The sequence below is a fragment of the Flavimarina sp. Hel_I_48 genome, assembly GCF_000733945.1.
In the GTDB taxonomy this organism is placed as follows: domain Bacteria; phylum Bacteroidota; class Bacteroidia; order Flavobacteriales; family Flavobacteriaceae; genus Leeuwenhoekiella.
Window position 1 is genome coordinate 1,160,137 of sequence record NZ_JPOL01000002.1, and the last position, 23,967, is coordinate 1,184,103.

At 38.8% G+C, this 23,967-nt stretch carries 12 protein-coding genes; 1 reads left to right on the plus strand and 11 read right to left on the minus strand.

Going from position 1 to position 23,967, the window contains the following annotated elements; genetic code table 11:
- Nucleotide 1: 1 nt before the first annotated feature.
- The 8 genes from P162_RS05260 to P162_RS05295 form a co-directional block, all read right to left on the minus strand.
- Complete coding sequence (locus tag P162_RS05260; RefSeq protein WP_031426189.1) at nucleotides 2-1,018, minus strand: DUF4861 family protein; 1,017 nt, start codon at nucleotides 1,016-1,018, stop codon at nucleotides 2-4.
- Nucleotides 1,019-1,131: 113 nt separating this feature from the next.
- Nucleotides 1,132-2,574 (minus strand): glycoside hydrolase family 28 protein, encoded by a 1,443-nt coding sequence (locus P162_RS05265; RefSeq protein ID WP_031426190.1) that lies wholly within the window; start codon nucleotides 2,572-2,574, stop codon nucleotides 1,132-1,134.
- 307 nt (nucleotides 2,575-2,881) lie between these two features.
- A complete protein-coding gene (locus tag P162_RS05270) occupies nucleotides 2,882-4,222 on the minus strand; it encodes a polysaccharide lyase family 1 protein (RefSeq protein ID WP_031426191.1) in 1,341 nt (446 codons plus the stop codon).
- 169 nt (nucleotides 4,223-4,391) lie between these two features.
- Nucleotides 4,392-6,242 carry a right-handed parallel beta-helix repeat-containing protein gene (locus tag P162_RS05275; protein ID WP_051907785.1) on the minus strand — a complete coding sequence of 617 codons (1,851 nt, stop codon included), beginning with the start codon at nucleotides 6,240-6,242 and terminating at the stop codon, nucleotides 4,392-4,394.
- Complete coding sequence (locus tag P162_RS05280) at nucleotides 6,239-10,915, minus strand: pectinesterase family protein (protein ID WP_081868382.1); 4,677 nt, start codon at nucleotides 10,913-10,915, stop codon at nucleotides 6,239-6,241. Before P162_RS05280 ends, P162_RS05275 begins: the two co-directional genes overlap by 4 nt.
- 328 nt (nucleotides 10,916-11,243) lie before the next feature.
- A complete protein-coding gene (locus P162_RS05285; RefSeq protein ID WP_031426194.1) occupies nucleotides 11,244-12,797 on the minus strand; it encodes a DUF5123 domain-containing protein in 1,554 nt (517 codons plus the stop codon).
- Between the two features lie 30 nt (nucleotides 12,798-12,827).
- Complete coding sequence (locus tag P162_RS05290) at nucleotides 12,828-14,618, minus strand: RagB/SusD family nutrient uptake outer membrane protein (protein WP_031426195.1); 1,791 nt, start codon at nucleotides 14,616-14,618, stop codon at nucleotides 12,828-12,830.
- Between the two features lie 9 nt (nucleotides 14,619-14,627).
- A complete protein-coding gene (locus P162_RS05295; RefSeq protein WP_241077733.1) occupies nucleotides 14,628-17,786 on the minus strand; it encodes a SusC/RagA family TonB-linked outer membrane protein in 3,159 nt (1,052 codons plus the stop codon).
- A gap of 832 nt (nucleotides 17,787-18,618) precedes the next feature.
- Between P162_RS05295 and P162_RS05305 the strand changes: the two genes are divergently transcribed.
- The gene (locus tag P162_RS05305) at nucleotides 18,619-19,677 is read left to right on the plus strand and encodes a LacI family DNA-binding transcriptional regulator (protein WP_051907787.1); all 1,059 of its coding nucleotides are present in this window, start codon (nucleotides 18,619-18,621) and stop codon (nucleotides 19,675-19,677) included.
- 14 nt (nucleotides 19,678-19,691) lie between these two features.
- Here the strand turns inward: P162_RS05305 and P162_RS05310 are convergent, their stop codons facing one another.
- From P162_RS05310 to P162_RS05320, 3 genes are read right to left on the minus strand one after another with little or no spacing between them, the layout of a single operon-like run.
- Nucleotides 19,692-20,864: a Gfo/Idh/MocA family protein gene (locus tag P162_RS05310; protein ID WP_206340677.1), complete on the minus strand. Its 1,173-nt coding sequence runs from the start codon at nucleotides 20,862-20,864 to the stop codon at nucleotides 19,692-19,694.
- 13 nt (nucleotides 20,865-20,877) lie between these two features.
- Nucleotides 20,878-22,494: a UxaA family hydrolase gene (locus tag P162_RS05315; protein WP_031426200.1), complete on the minus strand. Its 1,617-nt coding sequence runs from the start codon at nucleotides 22,492-22,494 to the stop codon at nucleotides 20,878-20,880.
- Nucleotides 22,495-22,505: 11 nt separating this feature from the next.
- The gene (locus tag P162_RS05320; protein WP_031426201.1) at nucleotides 22,506-23,957 is read right to left on the minus strand and encodes a tagaturonate reductase; all 1,452 of its coding nucleotides are present in this window, start codon (nucleotides 23,955-23,957) and stop codon (nucleotides 22,506-22,508) included.
- Between the last annotated feature and the right edge of the window lie 10 nt (nucleotides 23,958-23,967).

Genomic DNA, 23,967 nt, shown 5'->3' on the forward strand with positions numbered 1-23,967 from the left:
ATTATTCCAATTTTCCGTTTGTTGCAAGCGTAGCTAGATTTTCATCAATGCTTGCAATAAAATCTTCTTCTGTTTTAATACCATCATGTTCTTGTTCCCAAGCGCCAGAAAAATAATAGGTAATCGTTTCGTTGGAAGGTTTAAAAACAACTAGATGGTCATCATTGCCTTTTAGGATATTACCAACTTGAGCGGTTTTATAAAAAATCACCATGCCCAGTTTATCAGTATCATTAACTAAGGTCTGGGTTCCATAAGTTGCAATATAACCCCAGGAACCATCCTTACTCTTCTTCTGGATTGCGGGAACGTCATCAAATTTTACGATGCCCGTACAAAGACCTTCTAAGGCTGCGGATGGGATCAATGTTGCTTTAGTAAATCTCCCCGAGGGAAAAATCTCCAATTGAGCATCAAGATCTATTGATTTATCTCCGGTTTTCCATCCATCATAATTAATTTTTACCTTAGACACATTCGCATCATTCTCTACATATGCGACTGTTTTTTTTACATTTCTAAAATGTGCTACGGTATCATTCATAAACCGGCCAAAACCACCAATCCCCAAACTTTTACCAGCTTTGAGAATATCCTGCCCCCAGGGTGACTCGTGATGGTAAGCCTCGTAATCATCCTGCCCTACGTAAGGTAAAACCAGAGTATCTACTTTCTTACCATAAATATCAATGGCATTGCGCCAATCAAGATACATCCGATAGCCTACCTGCGCATTTTCCCAACCTGGGCCCTCATAGCGGATATAATAGGCGTGATCCTTATGTCCTTCCGGCAATTGCAGGGAATCCACATTCATAAATTCCCCTCCCCCAAATTTCTCGGGTTTCCAGTCATCGCCTTTCCTGATTGCCAATTCTGCGTACGTTTTAGAATTTTTATCAGGTTTTTCGGTAGTTTTTGCCTGCTTTTGAGGTGTTTTTGATTCCTTTTTTTGTTCCTGCCTGCAGCTTATTGCCGTTAAAACTGCCAGGAATAGTATGAAGTTAATTTTTTTCATTGCTTTTTATTTTTATAAAATAAGCATATTAACCCTATGGGAAAAACGGATAAAGTTTATACACTCGGGTTAATTCATTTTAGAATCAACGCTATTGATAGATAAGGTTTAAATTACTCGTAAGACACACCATTAATAGTGGTGTTTTTATAATTAATTTTATTGGCGTGTTCAATTAAAACGGGTGTTTTTGTACTTTTTATGATGACATTAGTCAGGTTTATGTTTTCAACAGGGGCTTCTGCCCTACCCTGAATTAAGAGGCCGTATTCCCCTCCATTTTCCACGGTTATATTTTCGAGATAAATATTTCTGATTTCAGGGATAAATTCCCCTTCTTGATTTTCATAAATTCCATAATGTGTATTTATTTTTAAAACCGCTTCTTTCACCTGCCCTATTTGTATATCTTTTACATAAACACCTTCAACAAAACCACCACGTAACGTATTGGTTTTTATACGAATGGCACGTTCCAAATTAGGGCTATCCATTTTGCAATTTCGTACAAAAACATTGCGAACACCAGCTGAGATTTCACTCCCCATGACAACACCGCCATGACCGTCCTTCATTTCACAATTTTGAACAACGATATTCTCGCTGGGGATCGCAACCCTTCTGCCGTCGTTATTCCTACCTGATTTAATAGCAATACAGTCGTCACCGGTGTCAAATAAGCAATCTTTAATCAAAACATTTCTAGAATACTCTGGATCGCAACCATCATTATTGGGCCCCTGGCTCCTAGCGGTCACTCCATCTACAGTAACACTTTTACATTTAATGGGGTGCATGATCCAAAAGGGAGCATTGGTAAAAGTTACACCCTGAACGAGAACGTTTTCGCATTCAAAGGGTTCAAAAAAGCTAGGTCTGAGTTGATGCCCTGCTCCAAAATTGCGCTGTTCAACAGAGGTTCCTTCTTCATTCATTTTTCTGAGACGCGGTAAATTATGTGCATCCCTTTGTTGAGGCTTACCTTCCTGATATCCGTAACGTTCTGCACCAGACCACGGCCACCAATTTTCGTTATTGGCCTGACCGTTAAAAACACCTTTTCCGGTCACCGCTATATTCTTCTGATCATAAGCATAAATCAATGGGGAGTAATTCATCAGTTCCACACCCTCATAAGAGGTATGTACCACGGGTAAATAATCTTTCTTATTCTTACTGAATAAAATTTCCGCTCCTTCCTCAGTATATAAATTCACATTACTTTTTAAATGGATGGGACCGGTGAGGAACTTCCCCTCGGGAACGATCACCTTACCACCACCCGCCTCATTGCAGGCTGAGATCGCCTCCTTAATAGCCTCGGAATTATTGGTAGTACCGTCTGCTACGGCACCATAATCAACTATATTAAACGTTTTATCCAGAAATTGCGGGACCGTGATCGCATCGATAATTTTATCGGCCTGGTTCCAAATGGAGTCATTTTTTGATAAGGCCGTATCACCCGAACTTTGCTGATTTTTGCTTTTGCAGTTCACAAACAACAGCAGCATTGCACAGGAGGATAAAATTATCAGGTTTGCAGTATACTTCATAGTTAAAAATATTTAATTGTAATCGATTGCACCAATTTATAAACCTTTTATAAAATGCCCTAATATTTTCTCTTAAAACCCGAAAAATTAACCAAAACAGCTAATATTTAATTAGATTTCTTAGCGAACATTGGTGTAAGTATAAACAATGTAAGATAAATATGACTGCCGGGTATCTTATTATATCCTGTAGATGTAGCGTATACTGGATTTACAAAAAGTATTAGTCTAGAAAAGCATTTATCGCCCGCTGAACGATTTAAAAATACGCCGAAGCATAGGCGGCCACTACATAATCTCAAATTATTCATTTACATAGGCCACTGAGATCATTTTCTACCAAGCTATTCATATAAACTTCCAGATTTGTATAATTCCTATCCAGAGAATTTTTGGCAGAATCATCTGAATTCACATCCAGTTTTTTCTTTTTTTCCCAGCTATCAGACATCCCGTCCTGATCTGAATCTTTAGGTGCCGGTTCCGAATTTAATTTTGGCCATCCGCCTACGTCATTTTGTGAATCAATAATTCCATCACCAAATTTAGGCTCGCCCGTTTTTACACTTTCTACTATCCGCCTATCTACACTATCCCTTTTTCTACTGGCACCGGCATTTGCCAATACCAGTTTATAAGCAGTTTTTGCATCTTGAGTATTAACATTCCCTTCAATAGTAAAAGCGGTATCCATTTTGGCTTCCAAAGGTTGATCACACTGTACGCCACCATCCCAGTTATTTTTGGTAACTTTTTCTGAACCCTTCATATAATTTCCTGAAATAAAGAAATTACCATAAGGTTTATAAGGCTCAACAATTCTATCACTTTTTGAATGTGAAGTAGCAGGACCCGGTTTAAAATAGTTATTCACCAGATTATAAGTTCCTTTTTCCCCGCCATAGATACTGTTATTCCCCCAATTATAGATTACATTATTTCTGAAATCCACATATTCCCCTTGAGGATTTTTGGTAGTTTGTGAGCCACTAAATCGTGGATTTCTACTTTTATTGCTGGCAATAAGATTATGGTGAAAAGATGCATTTTCGCCTCCCCAAATCCCACCATAACCATGTGCCCCTTTGTGGTGGATAGAATTATTTAAGGCTTCGGAAATGATGCACCATTGCATCGTATAATTCTTATTCCAGTAAAAAGATGCGTTTTCATCGGTTGCCCAACTGATAGAGCAGTGGTCCAAAATAATATTTTGCTGATCCCTCCCACCAAAGGCGTCATCTTCCACTCTGTCTACATCGCCCATGCGGAAGCGCATATATCGAATGATGACGTTATCAGCTTTCACCTTCATCGGATAATTTTTAATGCAGATCCCGTCGCCCGGTGCTGATTGACCAGCAATAGTTAAATTGCCACGATTAATATCAAGATTAGATTTTAGCTCAATTGTGCCCGACACTGCGAAAACAATAGTTCTGGGCCCATGCTTTAAAACGCAATCGCGTAAACTCCCATCTCCACTATCATTCAAATTTGTAACTATACAAACCTGCCCGCCACGACCTCCAGTAGTATATCTTCCAAAACCTTCAGCAGTTGGAAAAGCCAGTTGTTGAGCCTGGATTCCATAACCTGATAATAGAATGGTTAAAAAAAAAAGATATTTTATTCTGGATATTTTCATAACAGTGTTTAGGTAAAAAAGGAAAGCGATGCCTAATCACCGAACTTCCCTGTGTTTTTAATTTATTTATTAAACTACCATAAAGCCTTTATATTCATCCTAAGCAATTTAACATCATTCACTGAAGGATTACTTCCCCGAACCATTTTTACAGATCTTAATTTGAATACTAATATTCAAAGGCTCCCAAGTCTGGCGCAGAACCATTGTACGGTAAGCCCACATCCACTCCTTTGTCTATCAAATCACTATCTGACGTTAGATGGAAAAAACTGACATCCGGGAGGCTTCCATCTGCTTTTCTAGATCCTGTCAACTCAGCATAATCTATACTTTCAAAATCATCGACAGTGGTTTCAATACCATCCATCCAGCTGTTGTTTGTAATATCAAGCGTAGTTTCGTTGATACTTCCTACATCACCTAGCACGTTACTGTTTTTGATAATTAAATTTTCAAGAGGATTGGTATTGCTAAAAGCATAATTTCTACCATTATCATAAGCAGATGCGTTATAAATTGTCACCTCGCCCCTGTTACTATTATGGTCAAAACCATCAGATGCATTACCTACTGCCATACAACTTGTGTAAACCGCATTATGCTTTAAATCCTTATTATCACTTCCTCCAGTTTTAAAGCCGTTGCCATCGCCACCACTAATAGAGCCATCTTCTAAATAACCGTTTTTTATGGCCCAACAATTTTCGTACGTGGTCGTAATATTATCAGCTCCTCTTAAATACCCATCCCAGCCATCATCCAGGTTTTGCCATGCTCTACAACCAACAAATTTATTACCTGTACCTACATTTAGCTTCACTGCAAAACCATCAGCATTTTCAAGTGATGAATCGGCATTGAAATAAGAATCGCAATTCAGGACGGTATTGTTCGCAGCACCATTATCTATTTGAAGACCGGTATCTGAGCATTCAGAAAAAGTACAGAACTCAATAATATTGTTGTTCCCTTTTACCTGCATACCGTTATCTCCTGCTTTATAGATATCAATCCCTTTTACATGCCAGTAACTAGCTTCTAATTCTACCCCCCTATTAGATGAATTTTCTGTCATTGAAGAAAAATCAAATCTTGGCCTGGTATCATCATCAGGATATGCTAATAATGAGATCATATTGCTTGCACTGCCACTAGTATTGATTTCTATTGTGGAATCAAAAGTATAATCTCCGCCACGTATATAGATATTCTCACCTGGAAGGGCCGCTGCAATTGCATCTAAAACCTCCTGAGAAGTACTTACCACCTTACCTACAATAGAAGAGGTGTCATCTCCAGTCTTGAAAGAATAGGTATTACTTATGGCTGTGTTTTTTCCATCGCTGGTTTCCACATGCCAAAAGTATATGGCGTTAGGATCAACCTCAATTTCTATAGAAGTCTCTGTGAGGCCTTTCCATTCTTGCGGGGGTTCCTCGTTGCCATCTACAGTATCTGCAAACAATGTAAATGTCAATGGGTCTTCATCTGTATCAGTTAATGCTCCTTCCCATTCAAGTGTAACTTTACCATCAACGGGCGATACCGTAGCTCCTGAGGCAGGTGATACTAGCGTAGCGGGAAAAGGAACATTGTTAGCCCCAGGCTCACCCGCCACATAAAATCTGAACGATTCAGAAGCTGTAGTATCTTCCACAGCATTTTTTGAGATAACCTTCCAGGTATATGGATTCCCCCTTTCGAGCCTAACGGCGATAGAGGTAGTAGTAAGGTTTGGTCTTTGGGTTAACTCTTGAGACGCTAAATTTGTGATCACAAGATCGTACCTTTCTGCATCGGTCGCTTCATTCCATTCAAAAGCTACAGAGGCCATATTTGCAACGACATCTCCCACTTCGCATTCTGTATTGTTCTGTGGAAGAACTAAACTAGCCATATCTGGAATAGCGTCAACACCTTCAGCATCGTCGTCATTGTTGGAGCATGACAGCGTTACAACTCCCATAAGAAAAATCAGGAACAATTTGGAACAAAGTATATTTAAAAAACTTTTCATGATTTAATAACTTTTAGTGATTTACTTACCGAGGCTGATTTCAATTGAAGCAAATACGCTCCATTACTATAATTAGTAAGGTCAAGATTAATGACCCTATCTAAGGGAATATCTATCTTCTTTGATATATATTTTCTTCCCTTGATATCCATAAGCGCCATATCTATCTTGGTGTCATCTCCACTGATATATACCTTGACATCCCCATTGGTAGGGTTGGGGAATAAGACCACGTCTTCTGACATTAAAACGTCTTTATAAACTGTACCCTGACAATCTGAATCTGTAGAGATACTAAACCTGTTATTGCCCGTTTCCAGATCTAATACTAAATGTGACTGTTTTGTAGTAGTAACCTTTCCATTGTGATCTATGCTATAGTGGCTAGCTCCGGAAAGTGTAAATGTTATCGTATTGTCAGTATAATTTACAGAGGAATACGTTTCCAGAGGAGTTGGTCCTTCTATGGTTACTTTAAAACACTGCTCATACCCATCCTTTTCATCTACGGTAACACATATATCGTAAATACCTGCAGCAAGATTTTCGATATTTGCCGAAAAAGCATTAGATGGTGATAAAGTTGCAGATCCGTTACCTGTACCAGACACTAATACATTGTACGAATAATTAGTGTCTTCTGCACTGATGCTTATGAAACCGTCACCGTTTCCATTACAACTCACATCGTGAACCGTTATGTTATAATTATCTGCTGCCGTATTAAAAACCTCACAACCGTAAACATCCACGATTGCCCCCTCCGGCGAATTGGGACATCTATCCTCGCTATCCACCAGTCCATCACCATCACTGTCGTCACACACATCTCCAATACCATCTCCATCCATATCTGCCTGATCGGGATTTGATGTATAATCGCAATTATCATCTACATCGAGAATTCCATCATTATCGCTATCATCAGTAGCAATAAGATTTGGAAGCGGATCCCATCCATCATTCCCCTTGGTGAAATTGAATGTTGTAATTTCAGTTTCATCATTTAATATAGGCTCATCCAGAACCGTTGACCATTCTACACGATCATCCATATGATTTTCACCGGAAGCCTCTGTAGTTCCATATTCATACATTTTCTCTGATTCTCCTCCCAGAGTATTTTTCCATCCTTCCGGATCGATCAAAGATTTCTCTTCAAATCCTGGGTAAGTTGAAGTATTTATAGAAGTATTGTAGAATACAACTTCACTGGTGTTCGCCTGCCACGGCCTACCAAAAAAGCCTGGTTTTGCACCCTGAGTTGAAGCTGTGTTTATACCGGGCTCCGTTGAGGTTATATTGCATTCATACATTAGGAATCCTCTACCTTCGCTTTGCTGTGCAGCGGTTATGTAAGCGGCATCACCACTTACATCACTGGTATTTAATACAAGATCCGTTTTATAAAAGACGGCTGTCATTCCCCCGAAAATATAATCTACCGCACCCATCATGGCTCCTTTATACGCTACAAGCCGGGCGTCCGAACCTCCATAAAAAGAATCCTGCCTGCCCACTATTCGGCATTTATCCAGAAGGACTTTATCTGATCCATTGGCAATTCCAATAGCTGCGGCACGTTCTACAAAGCTACGGTCCTGCACACTCGTGTTACCATAATCTGTAGGACGCTCACCCTTGTTACCACTCCCCAGCACCACGGTATCTTCAGATTCCTTCTTGGATATATACTGGTTGTAAGAGTTCTCGATAATCAGGTCTTCAGCAACAAAACCGTTTGCAGAAACCACCAGGGTAGCATTCCAATAAGATGCATTCGTAGTACCGGATACATTGGTATAAGGTTGGGTTCCATTGGCCTTATTGACTTCAAGCACGTCTTCATGCCATTTATTATCGGTGCCCTGACTAAAATAATTGTAACCATACCCGTAGTACGAAGTAATACGAACCGCATTAGACGCTATATCCACTCCTTGATTTGTCAATTCTATACTTGGTATGGGAGCTGCGTTTTTCAGAGTAATATTATTTTCATTGATCACAACCATTTCCTCATAATTTCCGGGATCAATCAGAACCGTAACACGCTCATCATTTGGCCTGTCCATACTTGAAATCGCGTAAAGTGCATCATTAATCGTTTGATGATCTTTATCCTCACCCACTGTTATTTCCGCTGAATACAAAACGACATCAATAATTTCAATATTGGTAATATAAGTAGTTGCATTTACCGTAATTACCGCAATTCCAGCTTCTGTACCCGGATATTTATACGTGTAATATTCCAGTTGTGAAGTACTAGCACTATTAGTAGTTATAGCATCTCCACCGTCAATACTGAAATCTGCAGCATAGTAATAGGTTACTACTATTTTTTGTCCAGGCTCTAGCGGTACGGCAATAGTCGCCCCATTATCTCCAACCAGATGGCCTTTGGCCTTTTCGTTCTTTATGTTTCCATTAAATACTAACCCTTTATAAAATTCTGTATCGGCGGTGATATCTGCATCATCAAAGGCCCAGTTTGTAACATTCTCAAAATCTAACGTTTTAGAGACCGCCTCCCCTTCGACTTTCAAGTTTGAAGTAAAAGCAAGTTCTAAGGGGTATTGATCAAGACCGCTTGCGCTTAATTCATAAATTCCATCTCTCAATGCAATAGCATCGACACCTGTAAACGTATAGGAATATCCAGGCTCATTAATATTAGAAAACGAAAGCGTTAAATCATCTTTTTGAGCATCGGATAATCCATCCGCTATAATCGTGATATCCTGAACCGGTTTAGGTTCAAAAACTATATCGTTTGCGGTATCAGCAGTTATTTCCAGCGAATTTTCCGGAATATAGAAATCATTCACACCTTCTGCTTCGATAGTATATTCTATATTTGGCTCCAATTGAACCGAATACGTAGCCGCGTCAGTATCCAATACCGGATTTGGCACATAAATACTATTAGCATCAGGATCTGGAGTAAATGTTAAGGTTAAATTCCCAATATTTTCTCCAAGACCGGTAACTGAGCCACCTATGGCAAAAATCTCCACTTTTTTAATAATGATATCATAACTCGTCGTACTTGCTGTAACCTCGAGAGTAGTTCCATTTGAAATGATATATCCATTTGCTCCTTCCAGCGAAATGCTGTATTGATATCCTGTTGGCAAGTCTAGCTGATAAGAGCCATCTCTTACTACGGAGCTCCATGTTTTTCCAGCTTCATTCTCAAATACAATGGAAAAATCATCGGGTATCCCTACTGTTTCGGTTAGGTCTGCAGTTCCATTTAGCGAAGCATAAATAGCATTTTTACGTACAATTCTAAAATAGCTAGGTTTATCAGTATCGTCATAGATGTGATAGGTACCCGCAGCTTTAGCAACAAAATTTAATTCGCTAAGTTCTCCTCCTAAGGCTACAACATCGTTCTGCACTTCCGTATCGGCTACATTTTCAAAATGAATATTACCGCCACCATTCTGTGTAAGCCCCAAAACAGTTACCTCATCGTCCTCATTTAATTCAAGGCTCATATATCTATCTGTAGCTCCTCCAGCATTCACATAAATCTTACCTTTAAAATTTTCATATTCTGAAATGTTTTCATCGTAACGGGTCAGATTTGTATTTGAAGTCCGTAAACGGTCATTTCCACCACCTGTCCAACTCAAATCACCTACCGAAAAATTGGGCAGCAAATTTCCTGCGCTTCCCGGGGCAATAGATTCTTCATAAAAGGAATTGATAATTTCTTCGGTTAGTTTATTATTAAATTGAGATGCATCCAATTGTGCTGCTCCAAAGTCCCAAACATCAGCAAGACCATTACTTCCACCGCCTCCTACTTTATCAATTGTTATGTCATAAGATGAAGTGTCCTCATCCACGTTTAATGTAGCACCGTTAGATATTACATAGCCATCAGCCCCTTGCAGGGAAATAGTATACTGAAATCCCGCAGGTAAATCGACCTGATACGTATCATTATTGACGCCTGAACTCCATATTTTGCCGGCTTCATTGGTAAATACTATAGAATAATTATCAGATAATTCCGACGCATCTGAAACCTCTACATTTCCTGATAGCGAAGCGTAAGTCGTACTTTTACGTGCAATTCTAAAATAACTTGGTTTCCCGGTATCGTCATAAACATGATAAATACCACTTTCTTTTGCGGTAAAATTCAATTCAGCAGGCTCTTCTCCTAAAGCAATCGTATCATCCTGTAATGTTGGATCGGCTACATATTCAAAATGAAGGTTACCGTCAGCATCCTGAGAAAGAGCCCATATAGTTAACACGTCATCTTCCTGAAGATTCAGGCTAAAATAACGATCTATAGCACCTCCTGAATTCACATAAACCTTACCCTTGAATTCTGGGTAATCAGAAATATTTTCATCCCATCGTGTGAGGTTTGCATTTGAAGTACGTAAGCGGTCATTTCCACCGCCAGTCCAACTCAAATCACCTACCGTAAAATCGGGCAATACATTATCTGCGCTACCCGGGGTGATAGTCTCGTCGTACCAGGAATTAATAACATCTTCCGTTAATTGATTATTGTATTGCGAATTGTCAAGCTGCGTTGCACCGAAATCCCAAACATCTTCAATGCCATTTGAGGGTTCTTGTGAATAAGCCTGTAGAATTCCCATCAAGAGTAATAGACCTAAGAAATGTAATTTTTTCATCATTCCATAAAGATTTAATTTGATTAAAAAATATATTAATACGAAGATTCATAATCCCCTATTTAGCTTTCAAATGACTTTGATTCAATAAATTATTAAAATCTTAATCAGATTGCTTCTACCGATTCTACAGATAATAATCTGGCAATATACCTTCATAAATGCCCTATTTTGGTATGCTTTCAAGCCATTTATTACCACAATTGAAAACTCTGATAATCAGAATCTTCAATTAATCTTAAATATCTACACTACATCTGCGAACAATAAAATCAATAACTGTTGTGCATAACAATACATTCCCTTTATCTATTTCGGTATCAAAATCATATTATCTCCAACGGGGATCGCCTATCTGTTTATCTATTAAAGTTTGATTTTTAATTGTAAAATCGCCCGAGGATGGGTCACCAAATTCTGGATCGAGTGTAAAGTAAGTGCTAGAATCATCATAGATAGTCTCGGCTGCATCATAGAACCTCAGAGCATTGAAATAATTATTATTGTTAAAATCTGGATTAGGATCTGTCCTACTTTGATCTGAATAATAACCCCCAGTCTCAGCAATGATCGTATTGTTGACGGTTATCTCATTAGCCTGAAACCTTACATATAAAATCCTTTTGTCGTCATCTGAACAGGCATAAAGAGTACAACTGTCAATCGTAATATTAGATGTTAAACCTGTTTGTGTTGATGTTCCTGCATCGTCAATTCTTAAAAAGTCTCGAGCAGGAGCACAATTATAAAAAGTACTCGTATTAATATTAATATTAAATACATCAGAATTTCTAAAATCTATAAAATCCCCTCCACCAGTAAAAATATTGTACACCACAGAATTCTCTATCGTAAGACTTTGCAAAATCGCGTCAGTTTCATTACCGGCCACAAATGAACGGGCGTATTCATGAATATTACATCCACTGATCAATAGGGAGTTATAATTTCCAGGTCCTGTGTACCTTACAAAATCTGTAAGTGTTTCTGACCCCACGCCATCTCCTTGTAAATCAAGGTCTATCAATTCAACATCCTCTGCACCTGCGACAAGTTCAAAATTCAACTTTACCAAAGGTTTGTCAAAACTTCTCAACCCTCTTATGGTAATCGATTTATCCAGGGTTATACTTCCAGTTTGATCTGTATAATCACCCGCTTCAAGAACAAGGATATCACCTGCATTGGCATCACCGATCACTTGTAATAAGTCATCGTCAACCGTTACCAATATTCCTGCACCTATATCGATTCCGGTGGTAAATTGTTTAACACCCCTTATTTGGTTGCCATTAAGTAATGTTGCGGTGTAATCTGTTTCTGGAGTGAGATCGGTCACGGTTGCCATACCACTGGTTTCTTCCTCTGGAGTTATTGTGTGCGAAATATCACCCGGGCTTATATTTATTTCAGTGACATCGCTATCAGGCACCCATCTAAAAAGAGCCTCTCTAGCTTTGATGTCACTAGGGTCGCCCTCCAGAAAAAGCTGCTCAGTCAATGTTTGCGCTCTTGCATTGGCCCAAGAGGAATCATCAAGGCCTCTGTCACTTATAGCTTTTACTCTTATAGAATAAAAAGTTTCACTTTCTAGAGGTACCAGAACCGGCACTTCATCTGGATTAACCTCAACTGTTTTTACAATATTGTCGAAGCTTATTGAATCATTGGCAAACTCAACGATATAGCTATTAGCATTTTCATTAATCGTCCAGTTTAGCTCTACATTAACCTGATTTCTAACGAAAGCCGTTAAGTTTACAGGAGCAAATTCTCTGTTTACGGGAAGCTCTTCAATAAGTTCCTTATCATAATCGCAACCTGTAACCGTAGCCGCAAGTACAATAGCTATCAGTAAACCTTTAAAGATGTATCGTGCTTTCATAATATTATAAATTAATTCTGTTTTTTATTTCTAGTATCCATAATCATTTACCAACTGTCCATTACTTGCATCAATAAAAACTTGCCAAATTGGCCAATACTGTCTGTTATCTGGATCGGCTCCCGGTTTATAAATTGTGGTTATTGTTTCATCAAGTGGCTGATTCCAATCGAATGTAGAATATTCAGGTCCCGGATTTGAGGTTTCACCCTTATTGAGACCATAAATGTCTAAAGTAAAACCGTCTTCTTCATATTTAAAATAAAGGGTGGAGGGTACATTAGCATATTCACCGGCTCTATTCTCCAGATTAGCCAACTTTTCCTTTTCTTCATTAAGATTGGTGCTTAGGAGATTCCAGCGAATAAGATCTTGCTTGCGATCCATTTCCCCGGTATATTCATACTTATATTCATCTACAATGGCATTGAACATAGCTTCTTTTGAAGTGAGTGCATCTACATAAGTCTCTACTTTTTGCGCTTGTTGATCTGACGGAAACGCCCTACTCCTGATTTCTTTAAGATAGGCTGCTGCTGCGCCAGGCCCTTCCAGTTCATTCGCTGCTTCAGCAGCAGTTAGCAGGATTTCAGCATATCGCATGACAATAAGATTAACGCCATCATCATTTGTTGAGGTTACATAACGATCCATCCATTCGTAACGGTATTTACCGAAATACCAAGTGTCAATACCCACAAGTTCTTGCTGGGCAATATCATCTATTGCAGTGCCCCATTGGTAAGGTACACAGGTTACATCCCTTCGTGTATCCTCTTCATCGTAATCATAGAAAACAGTGGGTGTAGGACCAGCAGTCCCCCCTCTCGGCTGTCCGGTAAATTGATCTACACTGCGATGACGTACGGCAAAAGAGAACAATACCCTTCCTCGGCCATCAGCAAAGGGAATTTCCCACAAAGACTCACCGCCGGCTGCCAGGTTTTCTTCGTTATACTCCCTCCAAAAAGTTTCGAAGGTAGGTGTTAGGGAAGCATAACCGCTATTGATTATATCTTCACATTCATCCAGAGCCAATTGATACATATTTTGAACAGAAAGATCAGGATCATTACTTCTCCTCACCCCATCAGGATATTGCTGAAAGCCGCTTGCGGCCATTGCCAATCTGGCCCTTAGACCTTTAACAAATGCTTTATTGATACGTTCCACTGTAGCCGTAGCAGCAGTTTCATTGGGCCAGGCAACCAATGTGGATGCCTCTCCCAGATCATTGATGAGTCTTTTGTATATAGTATCGCGGCTCGTTTTTGGTAAATAGAGTGTTTCTGATGTAATGGGTTCAAAACGGGCGGGAACATCACCCCAAGTTTTAATAAGATCACCATAATAAAAGGCCCTATAAGTTAACGCGGCACCTAAAAGTTGACCAAATTCGCTTCTTGGTTCAGGGTTACCATAAGTACGCAGACCACGAATGGCCACATTAGCACGCTCTATACCCTGATAGATCAATGCCCAAGCATTATTATCGGTATTCATCCTTGAGTTGTTGGGTTTAGCGTCGTAATACACCAAGTCGGCATCGCTTCCTTCATCCCCAGCACTGTAATTGTATTCAACATCCGTATTAAAACCATAATAGGGAATAAAACGCCCTCTATACGAATTTGTTTGCCCTATAGGCTCCAGAATACCATCCACGGCACCCCTGGCCAATCCAACCGTTGAAAAAATAGTGGACTCATCCAACGTTGACTTAGCCGGGGCATCTAAAAATTCCCCATCCAAATCCTCGTCACAGGAAACCAATAGCCCTGTAATAAATACTATTGAAAAGAATTTTATAAAATTTTTCATTTTCATTTTTTAAAAATTAAGGTTTAGACCAAATACCACTTGTCTATTTCTGGGAAACGGCGAATAATCAACCCCAGGGGTAAGCGGTGTGTTCCTTCTGGTGGAAACTTCAGGATCAAGACCTGAATAATTGGTAAGGACAAATACATTATTTGCAGTTGCATAAAACCGCAGTTGTGAAATGCCGGTCTTAGACATTATTGAATCAGGCAGCGTATAGCCCAGAGTGAGTGTATTCAACCTAAGAAACGAACCATCTTCTACCGCCCAGTCACTAAATACGTAATTCTGCATATAAGGGGACCATAAGGTGGTATTCTCATTTGCCGCCGCAAGCGCATCTGGATCGGTGATCAACTGACCGGTAACCGGATCAAGATTTGTCCAACGGTCACCATCCCCCACGATTGCGCTTAAATTTCTATATTGACTATTTTCATTAGCCGTGGTGTACTGAATCTTGTTTGCATTATAAATATCATTCCCTATACTCCAGTTGAATGCGGCAGAAAGATCAAAACCGTGAGCCCTACCATTGATTGTAAAACCTCCCGTGTTCTTTGCATTTGAATCACCGATGATCGTATTATCATTTACATCCACCACACCATCACCATTAACATCCCTCAACTTTAAAGTACCTGGCCTTACTTCACCAACTATTTCACTGTTATTTACTACACCTTCCTTTAATGTATAAGTGCTTGTTGTGGGATCATAATCAAAATCTGATACTTCGTAGCGTCCATCATTTTGAAAACCATACATAGAACCTAAAGATTCGCCAACCGCAATGGCATAATCACCAACTATTTGCGAAGAAGCCCATCCCGAAGGTTCATAATAATCTTCTAATGATCCCAGTGAATTAATTTTGTTTCTGTTTGCTGAAATATTGAACGAAAAACTTAAACTATAATCCGGTGTGGTTATCGCATTGTAGTTCAATGAAAATTCCAAACCTTTGTTCTCGATCTCACCCAAATTTCTATATTGAAATTCAAATCCAGAGCCCGGTGTACGAAAGGCAAGCAATAAGTCTGTAGTAAGATTTTTGTAAGCCTCTACACTACCGCTTAAACGACCATTAAAAAGCCCAAAATCTAAACCTATATTATTGGTAACTGTAGTTTCCCATTTTAAATCTGGATTTGCCAATACATTAGAAGCGGCCCAGTAGGACGGGATGTCATTCAAATACGTTGTCGTGCTGGACTGAAAGCTTTGAACGGTTTGCCCAGGAGGGATATTATTATTACCTGCTTTACCATAACTCAATCTCAACTTAAATGCATCAAGCCAATCTTTATCATTTAGAAATTCCTCTTCATTTATTTTCCAGGCTACTGCTGCAGACGGAAAATATCCCCAGCGATTGTCTCCCAGAAATTTACTGGAGCCGTCAGCACGAAAAGTGGCCGTTAATAAATAACGGTTTTTAAAGTCATAATTGGCACGTCCAAAAAACGATAGTAGCTTATCATCAGGACTATAGAAATTATCCACGCTCTGCGGAGTTCCCTGAGTCGTTAGCTTTCTGCTCGTCTCAAAATCGAAATCTTTGGGAAAGCCCTGTATTTCGGTAGTTTCTTCATTATTCTGGATTATGATCAATTCTTCGCCTAAAAGTAATTTCAGGTTATGGTCTTCATCAAGAAATTTATTGAAGTCGTAGTTAAGGGTATTGGCATTTCTGAAACTTTCCCGCTTTCGGTCACTATAAACCAATGAAGGTAATCCCTGATTTTCTGCAGCAGGCTGGTTACTTGAATAATAGGTGGAGCGCCCATAATAGCGATAGTCCAGACTGGTACTGTTATCCAGTCCAAAATCAGATCGGAATGTAAGATTTTCTACAATGTTCCATGAAAAGCTGCCCAGCATATTAAGATTTTTTCTTAATTGCTGTCTTTGATTATCAGCGTTAGCCACAAAAGGGTTCACTAAATAACCAGTCAAAGCGGCATCTGTATTTGTTGTTGTTAAGCCCGATATGGGAATTGGAGAATATTGAACGCTATATTTTAATCTTGAATCAGCAGAAGATACCTCATTTTGCTCATTTGCACCCCCACCGTTGACTTCTGTATCAGCATACCGAACGGTAAATGATAAATCCACTTTGTCACCAGCCTTACTATTAACAGCCAAGGATAAATTGTCCCTTTTAAAATCAGAACCCAGCGCTATCGTACTTACATCAAAATGCGAATAATTAAAATTAAAATTGATCTTTTCAGACCCTCCCCTTACAGATAAATCCTCTCGCTGCACTTCGCCCATGTTTCCATAAATCTGTTTTTGCCAGTTATTTCCTTCCTGACCGCTATATTGATCGTAGTCTTGCCACAATCCAAAATATCTTTCGTAAGAATCCAGATTATCAGGGTCACTGAGCAATGCATATTCATACTGCCATTTAACATAATCTTCCGATGGAAGGACATCTAATGTATTTGCAATTTTTTGAAATCCGAAAAAAGTATTGAAATTTACCGTTAGTTTACCATCCTTTCCGCTCTTAGTTGTAATTATAATAACCCCGTTTGCACCTCTTGAACCGTAAATAGCGGTAGATGAAGCATCTTTTAATACCGAAATGCTTTCAATATTAGTAGGGCTAATGTCGCTCATCCTATCTACAGGAAAACCATCCACGATGATCAGCGGGGAACTATCTTGAGTCAATGAACCACCACCGCGAACTCTAATATTTATTTCAGCATCGGGAGAACCTTCTGTAGAAGTCACTTGAACCCCGGGGAGTCTTCCTGTCAAGGTTTCAGCCACACTCGATTTAGCCTGTTCTGCCAGATCATTACCAGAAATAGAAACCACGGAGCCTGTCAAATCAGATTTTTTTGTGGTTCCGTACCCTACAACAACTACCTCATCCAGCGCATTGGAGTCTGTTTCAAGCGAAGCATCAACAGTACTCCTTCCGTTTACATTAACTTCAAGAGTCTTAAACCCGACATAGCTGATTACCAGTACTGCATCAGCACTTGAAACCTGCAGGGAATACTCACCATCAAAGTTGGTTACCGTACCATTTGAAGTTCCTTGCTCTATCACATTTACACCAGGCAGGGGGCTGTTATCATCACCACTAATAATTGTACCCAAAACGGTAATAGTTTCCTGAGCCCATACTTTATCGGAGATCATGAAACTAAAAACCAACAACATCCAGAGGAACATTGATCTTCTTCGTAGTATTACTTTATCATTCATGGTTCAATTAAAAAGTTAGTTAATATTTATTTTCTAATTCAAATGCCGCTTCATCGAGTTGTATATCATCATAAACCCTGTGGGATTTTTCGAAATTTCGAAAACAAGCGTCAGATTGAAAAGCTGTATATTTATAATTAACGAAATCGTATTCGTATAAAGATAAAATTTCAGTCCCCTGTCCGTTTGGCAATGTATTTATAGTTCCCTTCACAATTAGTAACAATTATATTATAATTACCGAAAACTGCTGATAATTTCAACCATTTGCGCAAAGGCAAAATTTATTGAAATAAAAAACCAATCCAGAAACGTTATTAATAAAGCACTCTCCATATTCTAAATATTTCATTAACAACGCAATCGTTTAAGTACAATTTTTGTATTTAAATAATCCTTGTTGTTTTAAAAAGACACTTCTAATTAAATTATCAGCCTATTCATGATTAAATCAAAGCTATATTTCGACGTTTCACTTCTTCTATATTACTCTAAACTCTTAAAACCAATACTTTACATTAACAGCTAAAACTTATGACACTTTGTAATCGATTGCACTAAAGTATATATAAATTATTAAATCACAAAAAAAAACTTAATTATTTTATAGTAAAGTTAATTTACTACTAATAAAATCTCTCTTCTTCTAATTCAAACCCATCTTTTTAGAAATTAATAATAGGAATATGCGAATAATCATTATTATTGTAATAAAATCAATAAAAGTACAATCGATTGCATTAAAATTATATTTTAACTTTGTTTTATGAACGAAAACGATAAGGTCACTATTTATGACATTTCTGAGCGACTGAATATTAGTGCAGCTACTGTATCCAGAGCTTTAAACAATAATCCTAAAATAAGTCTAAAAACTAAGGAATTGGTAATTAAGACCGCCAAGGAAATGAATTATATTCAAAACCGCTTGGCGCAATCTTTAAAAAGTGGAAAAACTTTTAATGTTGGGGTCATCGTACCTTATATCAATCGCAACTTTTTTTCCTCTGTAATTCGCGGTATTGAAGAAGAGCTTTCCCCCCGAGGTTATCATGTCATTATCTGTCAAACACATGAGAAATTTGAAAATGAAGTCAGAAATATCGATGCTTTATTGAACACCCAAATAGACGGTATTTTTATTTCTATTTCCAAAACCACTAAAGATAATGGGCATATACAGAAAGTGCTTAACTCAAAAACACCGCTTATATTTTTTGATCGCAAACAGGATTCCCCGGTATTCAGTTCTGTTACCATAGATGATTTTCAGGGAGCCTACCTAGCAACTGAGCACCTTATCAACCAAGGTTGCAGAAAAATAGTTCACTTTAAGGGAGATTCAAACCTTGAAATCTACACCAAGCGCTATGAAGGATATGAAGCCGCTTTAAAAAAATACAACCTCCCAATTAAAAAGAAATTTGTCATACCCGTAGATAGTACTGTAGAAGCTGGTCAGTACGCGGTCTCCCAACTTTGGAAACTAAAGGAAAAACCAGATGCCATTTTTTCCGCTGGAGACTATTCAGCTTTGGGTGCCATACAAGAACTTAAAAAATTAGGTGTTAAAATCCCCAGCGAAGTCTGTGTTATTGGATTTAGCAATGAACCTTTTACCCAACATATGGAACTAGGAATCTCATCGGTAGATCAAACTCCTCTAGAAATGGGTAAAATCGCAGCAAAGGTTTTTTTAGAACAACTACTGGAAGACAAAAAATTGACTATCCAGAAAAAGGTAATATTAGCTCCAGAACTCTATATTCGGGATTCCTCTAATAAAAGTCAGGCTGAAAACAGTAAAAGAAAAGTTAGAATTTAAAAATTGTAAAAAGTCTATAAATCGATGGGAACTTCCTCTCCTTTACAGGATGCTGAAAGATAGGCTGAATAAATAGTTACAATCACATCTGCAGCAAGAAGACTATTACTCTCTGCTGATATCCTTGAAATATGACACTTATAAAATGCATCCAGTTCGTGTTGATAACCATTAAACCAACTTTCATCCGGAGATATATTGAACCATCCCTGTTTAGTACCTAATTTTTCAGAAACATAAATATCTGTAAAATTAGTATCTACTGGATTATAAGTCTGCATAGCATTGTTAGGGGTAAGATTGCAAATGGTTCTATGATTATTTGCATGAACTTCCAGGTAATTCTTTACTCCGCCATGCACCAGCTCACTTGCAACAATGTCTGCGATAGTACCATCTTCAAAAACCAGGTGCAATGATGCATAATCTTCTACATCTGTATAAGAATCTTTTAAATGTCCCTGATTCTTAAAACCAGGAAGGCGGGTAATTGAATGCGTTTTGCATGAAACCGTTTTAGGACGTATGGGCTTCCCATTTAAAACTTTACCTTCAACACCTTTTAAATAAATAGCAGCCGAAAGCGGGTGGCATCCCTTCCCCATTAAAGAACCTCCACCAGAAAATTTCCACTTTCCGTAATCTAAAGAATGAGAACCCGAATGACCTTGCTGCGCCTGAATCCAAAGTATCTGAGCGTTTGTTTTTTCAACAACCTCCCTTTCTTTCTGTATAGCGGGGGCGTAAATCCAGTTTTCGGCATACATAATCATGCCTTTGCTGCTGTTTTCTGCTTCCAACATTCGCTTTACACTGGCAACAGCGTAATCTAGACCTGTTTTTCTCGAAAAAGTGTCTCCGTTAAAATTTTTACCCGAGCCAAAATATCCAGTTAAAGGCTTTTCTATAATGACATCTTTATCTTTTTTCAAAACCTGTATGGTAATTTCTTCATGTGAGACCGGAGAAGTACAAACATGGAGAACATCACAGCTATCAATGAGTTCTTCTAAGGAATAAAAAGAAGTTAAACCATTTTTTAATGCAAAATTTTCTGCGTTTTGAGGGTTTCTCGAATAAACGCCTACTACATGAATTAAAGCGACGCTTACCTGTTGAAGTGCCTCCAAATGAAACTGGGCAGCAAAACCTGATCCTATAATTCCTGCACGAACAGTCTTTTTCATCACCTTTTGTCTTTTATAGGGAAACGCCCCTTTTCCAGGGTATAAAATCTTCTTGCCCCAGAGCATCTGCTTTCGCTATGATCTCACCGCTTGCGACTTTGATAACATATTCTAAGATTTCCTCGCCCATTTCAGCAATACTTTTTTCCCCATTAACAACACCACCACTGTCAATATCTATAATATCAGGCATTCTCCGGGCTAGTATCGTATTTGTTGCAACCTTTATTATAGGTGTAATGGGATTTCCGGTAGGAGTTCCAAGACCGGTTGTAAAAACAACCACATTTGCGCCAGCCCCCACCATTGCTGTGGTACTTTCTACGTCATTCCCGGGAGTGCATAAAAGGTTCAGGCCTGGTTTTGTAACATATTCCCCATAGTCAAGTACGTCAACAATAGGGGATGTACCTCCTTTTTTTGCAGCGCCAGCTGATTTTATGGCATCCGTAATCAATCCATCCTTAATGTTTCCGGGAGATGGGTTCATATCAAAACCTGATCCTGAAGCCTGGGCTGCACTTTCGTAGGCTGACATAAGTTGGATAAATTTTTCTGAAATTTCACTATCAACACAGCGGTTCACAAGTTCTTGTTCCACACCGCAAAGCTCTGGAAATTCTGATAATATGGGAGAACCACCCAACGCCGCCAGAAGATCTGAGGCGTAACCAAGGGCAGGGTTTGCAGAAATACCAGAAAACCCGTCAGATCCACCACACTCCAGTCCTAATTTCAGTTTAGATAGCGGCGCGGGCCTTCGCTTGATCGTATCGGCTTTTTTTATTTGCGCAAAAGTTTCCCTTATAATCTTATTTAACATCTCGTCAATGGTGCCTTCTTGCTGCTGCTCATAGATAAGCACAGGCTTTTTGATATCCTTGTTCAGATTGTTTAGCGCGTTTGTCAGAATATCAACTTGCAGGTTCTGGCAACCCAGACTCAATACAGTCGCCCCCGCAACATTAGGGTTGTTTATATAACCTGCCAAGAGGCGCGACAAGGCTACTGAATCGTGCCGTGTACCACCGCAACCGCCCTGGTGGGTAAGAAAACGCACTTTAATGTTCTTAAAAACCTGATCTTCTTGTGCTACATCCTCCAGAAGTGTTTCTTCTGGTTTATTGTTTATAAGATTGCGCAACAACTGGCGCTGTTTACTACCCTGTTGTACTGAAAGTTCTTTTTCAAAAATATCTTTGAGCAGTTCAACATTTCTATTCTCACAGAAAACCAGTGGAAAAAACAACCAGACATTTGCTGTTCCTACCTGACCGTCCTCCCTGTGATATCCTGCAAAAGTCTTTTTCTGCCATTTTGAGATATCCGGTTTTTCCCAAGAAAATTCTTTAGTTTTTCCTGTTGTCGTAGCTGCCTGATGCTTTACATTTTCTACGGTAAGCACGCCACCCCTATCTACATCAACTACTACTTTGCCTACGAGAACACCATACATATAAATGGGCGCACCGGCTTTTAGATTCACTAAGGTAATCTTGTGCTTTGCACGAACATCGTTAATGATTATAACTTCAGCGCCCTCAAAACTGATGCGATCTCCTTGCCAGAGATCTACTAGTGCAATAGCTACATTGTCTTCAGGATGTACTTTTATTAATTTGGTACTCATATCTTTTTTAATTATTCCGTAGGAAATTCAGCAGTGAATTTTTTAAATCCATTTTCAATCCCTTCCGTTTCTATTAATTGCAATGCCAGAGCAATTTTTAATGCTAATTGATCAATTTTAGTAAGGTCCTGACCCCAAAAGCCCATGTTTTGCAAAGCTTGCTGTGCCACCTCTTGAAGCTGTTCTGCTTGCCAAATTTCGTTCATTTTTTTGATAATATTTTCCTCATCGTTCAAGGGTAAGTCTGTGCCTTTCCATTCTCCTTTATAAAACCGAATCAAACAAGCCAGACCAAAAGTAAGGTGCACGGGCAACCTATTAAATTTCTGCTGATACTCCACTAAACTGGGCAACACCCTTACTTTAAATTTTGAAATTGAATTTAAGGCGATGCTTGACAGTTTATGTTTAATAAATGGATTGATAAAACGATCAAATACAGCATCTGCAAATTCATCCAGTTCTTTTTTTGGAAGATCCAGCGATCCATTAATCTCATCGTAAACTGCCTTTTTTATAAATGTACCGGTAAAATCATTATCAATGGTTCCTTTAACGGTTTCATTCCCATAGAGTAAGGAAAAAGGCACCATTGTGGTATGCGCCCCATTTAAAATCCTAACCTTACGCGTTCTGAAAGGTTGAAGATCTGTAACGATCTGAATGTTTTCTTCCAGCTTATGAAAAGGGATTTTCTCCATTAACTTCTTGTCCCCTTCAATGGCCCAAAGCAGAAATTTTTCAGCGGAAACGATCAATTTATCTTCAAATTCCAGCTTTTGCTGATAAGCATCTATTGAATCCTGCGGGAACCCGGGCACGATACGGTCTACGAGTGTATTGTGAAAACTGTTGCTTTCCTGGAGCCACTTTTTAAAATCTTCCCCAAGTGACCATAAATCCGTATATTTAAGGATTATTTCCTTTAATTCCCCTGCATTATTGTTGATCAATTCACAGGGAATAATAGTGAGCCCTTTATCTTCACCGCCTTTAAAATGCGTAAATCGCTTATACAAAAGTGCAGTTACCTTAGCCGGAAAACTTTTATGGGGATGCTTATTTGATGCATCATTTTCATCAAAGGCAATACCAGCTTCGGTAGTATTTGAGATTAAGAACTCTAAAGTATCTATTTTTGCCAAATCCAAATAAGCATCATAATCACTATGTGGAACTACACATTTCTGAATACAGGAAATCAATTGGTTTTGATCTACAATATGCCCTTTTTCAACACCCCGAGTAAATAAGTTATATAAGCCATCTTGCTTTTCAAGTTGGTCTAAATTACCCTTGCGTGGTTTTACAACCACCACACCCGCGTTCAAATTGGCCTTCTTGTTAAGCTCTTCAATAATATAATCGGCAAACCCACGTAAAAAATTCCCCTCACCATATTGTATGATCTTGAGCGGTAATTGATCTGTAAGTCCTGTGTTTATTCTATTTAGTAATTTCATTTAGGGAAGT